The sequence below is a fragment of the Microcystis sp. LEGE 00066 genome, from assembly GCF_015207925.1.
GTDB lineage: Bacteria > Cyanobacteriota > Cyanobacteriia > Cyanobacteriales > Microcystaceae > Microcystis > Microcystis ichthyoblabe_A.
In genome coordinates, this window is record NZ_JADEVX010000273.1 from 1 (window position 1) to 4,085 (window position 4,085).

General features: G+C 42.4%; 5 protein-coding genes. 3 read left to right on the forward strand and 2 right to left on the reverse strand.

What is annotated here, in order from left to right; genetic code table 11:
- The first annotated feature begins 542 nt into the window (after window positions 1-542).
- Window positions 543-1,886 (forward strand): DUF3370 domain-containing protein, encoded by a 1,344-nt coding sequence (locus IQ224_RS22130; RefSeq protein WP_194033499.1) that lies wholly within the window; start codon window positions 543-545, stop codon window positions 1,884-1,886.
- Window positions 1,887-1,893: 7 nt separating this feature from the next.
- Here the strand turns inward: IQ224_RS22130 and IQ224_RS22135 are convergent, their stop codons facing one another.
- Both IQ224_RS22135 and IQ224_RS22140 read right to left on the reverse strand, forming a co-directional pair.
- Window positions 1,894-2,406 (reverse strand): PD40 domain-containing protein, encoded by a 513-nt coding sequence (locus tag IQ224_RS22135; protein ID WP_194033500.1) that lies wholly within the window; start codon window positions 2,404-2,406, stop codon window positions 1,894-1,896.
- A 23-nt stretch (window positions 2,407-2,429) separates the two neighbouring features.
- A complete protein-coding gene (locus tag IQ224_RS22140) occupies window positions 2,430-2,645 on the reverse strand; it encodes a hypothetical protein (RefSeq protein ID WP_002737387.1) in 216 nt (71 codons plus the stop codon).
- 477 nt (window positions 2,646-3,122) lie between these two features.
- Here IQ224_RS22140 and IQ224_RS22145 point away from each other — a divergent pair, with 477 nt between their 5' ends.
- Window positions 3,123-3,722 carry a hypothetical protein gene (locus IQ224_RS22145; RefSeq protein WP_228036353.1) on the forward strand — a complete coding sequence of 200 codons (600 nt, stop codon included), beginning with the start codon at window positions 3,123-3,125 and terminating at the stop codon, window positions 3,720-3,722.
- A gap of 153 nt (window positions 3,723-3,875) precedes the next feature.
- A partial coding sequence (locus tag IQ224_RS22150; protein ID WP_194033085.1) for a transposase family protein occupies window positions 3,876-4,085 on the forward strand: 210 nt, incomplete at its 3' end.

Genomic DNA, 4,085 nt, shown 5'->3' on the forward strand with positions numbered 1-4,085 from the left:
ATGATATCAGCCAGACTTGGAAACTATCTCATCAAATTAGTCCCCCCATAGAACCTCCTTGAGCCATCTTGCACACTTTTCTCTTTTTGTCAAATTTTATGTTAAGAAAGATGTGACTAATGGATAGATTAAGGAGGGATTAAAGGGGGGACTAAGGGGGGATCGGCACCCCCCTTATCAAGCTGTCCTTTAGTCACATCTTTCTTAACATTTCAAACCCTTGTAGCACAAGGCTTTCAAGACTCGGTTAACAATTTGTAATATTCCTTGTTGACACCCTTACTGACAAAGAAAAAACTGAAATCAAGTCAGGATAAGGGTTGGAGTGCTTACTGCAAAAATTGTTAAGAAAGATCCCTATAAGGGATAGCTTATCAAGGGGGGCAGGGGGGATCGAACCTAAAATCCATTTTTAATTTAATTATAACCAGCTACTTAACACCAGCAAGAAATATTAACCAATCCTCTAGATATGGACAAACAGAATACTATCTAAATTGAGCGAGCCAATAATGCTATGATCAAAAATTAATTATCTTGAGATGGTAATTTGTGTGATGTTACCTTTTTTACTACCCATTGCCCAAACTCCCCCTAGTGTAGAAATAATTCGACCGGCGCAGGTGCGTCCTTTGCCGAATCAACTAGATCAAGTTCCCGTTTTTAACAGCAATAGTCCCGAATTATTGCTAGGAGAAGGGATTTTACTTTCGACTTTTCCCCCCCAAGAGAAAAGTTTCCCCTCGGCCCATTTAAATTATGCTTTTCAGGGACGCTTTGATATTTTTGCCCACCATGTAGCGAGGGGGAATTTTCCCGATAATTTACGCACCCTTTATCTGGGTATATTACTCCACAATCCCAGTCCTAATCCCGTGACCGTTAAAATTCTGCAAGGGGCCAGTTATTTGAGTCAACCCGAGGCAGCTTTTATCGATTTACCCGCACAAGTGGAAAATAATCAGGGGACGGTTTTTGCTGGGCCGGGAAGTCGGGTAATGGGGGATATTTTAATGGGGCAGCGTCAGGATGTTTTTCCCGATAGGATTATTATTCCCCCTGGGGAGAGTTTTATGGTCTTAAATGCGGCGATTCCCGTGCGCGATTTGACTCCCCCTTTAAACGGTAGGTCCACTTATCTCCGTCTGGAAAGTGACGGTCTTCTCTACGCTGCTAGTTTAGCTCTTTATGCACTCCTAGACGAAAATGGGCAGGAAAGACCCCCAAATCTGACAGAGTGGCAAAATTTGCTAGAAAAAGGCGATTTATCGACTCCGCGAGATCGAGCGCCCACTCCTCCCCATAGTCAAGGACAGATAATTTATGGACGGGTAGCGGGGGTGTCCCAAGGTTCAGCCTGGCCGGCCCGATTGGTCGATCGAGCTTCTTTATGGTTAAATATTCCTGATTCTGGTCAATCTATAGCCTATGGGATTAGCACCCTACCAGGAGGCAAACTGGGAACGGAACAAAATCAAAGTGCTAGTATGTTAGTTCGCTATCCCGATACGGCCTATCAAGCTCATGGTAATTACGGTGTGGAATATCGGTTAAGTTTACCTCTATTTAATCGAAGTAATGAGGCGAAAACGGTGACTATTGCGCTAGAAACACCGATTAAAGAGAATATTATCGGTCAGGGTTTGCGTTTTCTCGATCCGGCTGCCCCACAAGTGTTTTTTCGGGGAACAGTAGCCGTCAATTATAGCGATGACCAGGGACAGGCACAAAGCAGATTTTTCCATCTCGTCCAAAGACGCGGACAAGAGGGGCAATCTTTAGTGACTCTGACTATTCCTCCGGGGGATTGGAGTATAGTACAGGTAAATTTTTTATATCCACCAGATGCTACTCCTCCGCAGGTTTTAACGATTAAGACCGAGTAGAACAAATTTAAAATTGGCCGTTAACAATGGCAATATTCCATTGACCGTCTTGGTTGGTTTCAAAGGCAATTTGGCGACCATCACCGCTAATGGTGGGATTGCGGACGCTTCCCCGCAGGTTAGCGGTTAATAGGGTTGCACGGGACTGGGAACGATCATAAACCATGACATCACTTTTACCGCGTTCGCTGGAGATATAGGCAATTAAACGGCCGTCAGCATTCAGAGATGGCTGATCTTGGCTAGAATCGCCACGATTTAGGTTAGGAAGATTAACTAAGCGCTTTTCTTGCAGATCGAATAGATATATACTACGACGACCGGAGCGATCGGAAGCGAAGGCTAAATAGCGACCATCAGCACTATAACTGGGGAATTGATCGGGAGCAAAACTATTTAAACCACCGGCGGGAACTTGAGGAGTGATCAAAAGAGGTGAATTACAGGCACTTATCCCCGATAACAGCCCAAAAGAGGCCAAAAACCGCCCCAGCCAGACAAAAAAAAATTTTTCTTTCATCTTGACTTTTGACCCCAAATGTGCTAGTAACTTTCTTCCTTGCCGACGGTTTTGAGGGTAAGTAGTTGATTGCCTTGACTGAGACTATCGGCGATCGCTTCTCGAATCGGTAGGTCAATACTGGTTTCAGCGAGGATTTCTTGGGCTTTTTGCCGCAAATCTGCCCCGGTATCGGCATCTACTTGGTCTAGATCGAGTAATTCCTGCGATAGCTGTTCGATCGAATTCGGGTTAGTCATAGCTCAGGCTCCCAACAAGCTTAATTACACTTTTATTGTATTGTAAAGAATAAGGCTTCTGTTTGTTTTTGATTTTTCTCAGCGATTAAGGGATTTTGACAAGCAATTAACTTTTCTGATGGATAATCTTCACTCTCAAATTCCACTAAGTTCACTCGATCTAATAATACTAATTGAATCACTATACACGGCCGCCATTTTAGCCTAAACTTCCCCCATTTGTCTATTTAAGGAATATTACAATAAACACGGGGTATATAAAGAAAAGTTAATGGGTTTATCCATTGATGGATAAGGGTTTTCGGCTATTGTAGTAGATATGTATGGGGGGAAGTTCAGCAATACTACCCAATCAGCACCCTCAAGTCTGGCGGTTTAGTGGAAGAGCAGTTTATTGTCCGCATGGCAAGAGGAAAGGCTAGAATTAGAGAAGATTTTAGACTTTAATAGCAATTACATTTTCTAAGTAGTACGGCTATGAGCATCAGCGATCCCACTAGCCAAAAAGCCTCGTTAACTCAGCTAAATCGCGCTCTCCGGCACTTTACCGACCGACACGAGTTAACCTTGCGATTTGCAGAATATCTCAACGATGACGAGCTTGACCCCCATAAAATCCTATTCTTCTATGGGGATGGTGGCAATGGCAAGTCGCTGCTGCTGAAATTCTTATTGGAAAATTGTTGCAAGCGCTTTCCTTTAGAAACTTGGACAGAACTTAAAACCAAAACCCATCCTGAAATTGTTGAGTTTATTAAGACAATTACTGACTGGGAAAGTGACTTTCAATTTGTGCCAGCCACACTGTTGGATTTTGAATCCCCAGCCAGGTCATCGCGACCAGAACAACCTCAAGACAATTTCGACGGGCTACTGATTTTGCATAATCAGTTAATAACCAATGCTGTTCGCTTGGGATATAAACTCTCTTTTCCGCTCTATGAATTTTCTTGCATCTGGCATTTAAAACAGACAGGAAAACTCACGAATGAAACTGATATAACTAAGTGGTTTCCTTCACAAGAGTTATTTGTAGTTGGTGGGATTATGGCTCTTCGGGAATTGTTATGCAAATAATTAACTTAAAATAAAATTCGATGAGAGTACCTACGCCTAAAAGTAGCTGAAATCTATACAGGGAGACACTTACGGCACAAACAAGTTAATATCAAAAGATAGACAATCGAGTTAAGATTTGATATAATAGCCAAAAACCAGAGTATTTTACTTATGATACTTGACAAATTTTTGAACCTAAAAGGAACGTCTATTCAAGGCTATCTACACCTAGAAAATATCGGTATAGTTTGCCAAATCGAATCGAAAAATCAAAAAGCAATCTGTCCTCGTTGTGGGTTAGAGAGCGATAAACTCCACCAAAATCATCGACATTTAGTCAAAGATTTACCAATCTCAGGTCAACCAGTGTACCTACAGGTT

What these genes read in the sequence shown, in the direction of transcription:
- IQ224_RS22135 (WP_194033500.1), bottom strand. Translation starts at nt 2,406, where the DNA reads ATGAAAGAAAAATTTTTTTTTGTCTGGCTGGGGCGGTTTTTGGCCTCT.
- IQ224_RS22145 (WP_228036353.1), top strand. Translation starts at nt 3,123, where the DNA reads ATGAGCATCAGCGATCCCACTAGCCAAAAAGCCTCGTTAACTCAGCTA.
- IQ224_RS22130 (WP_194033499.1), top strand. Translation starts at nt 543, where the DNA reads ATGGTAATTTGTGTGATGTTACCTTTTTTACTACCCATTGCCCAAACT.
- IQ224_RS22140 (WP_002737387.1), bottom strand. Translation starts at nt 2,645, where the DNA reads ATGACTAACCCGAATTCGATCGAACAGCTATCGCAGGAATTACTCGAT.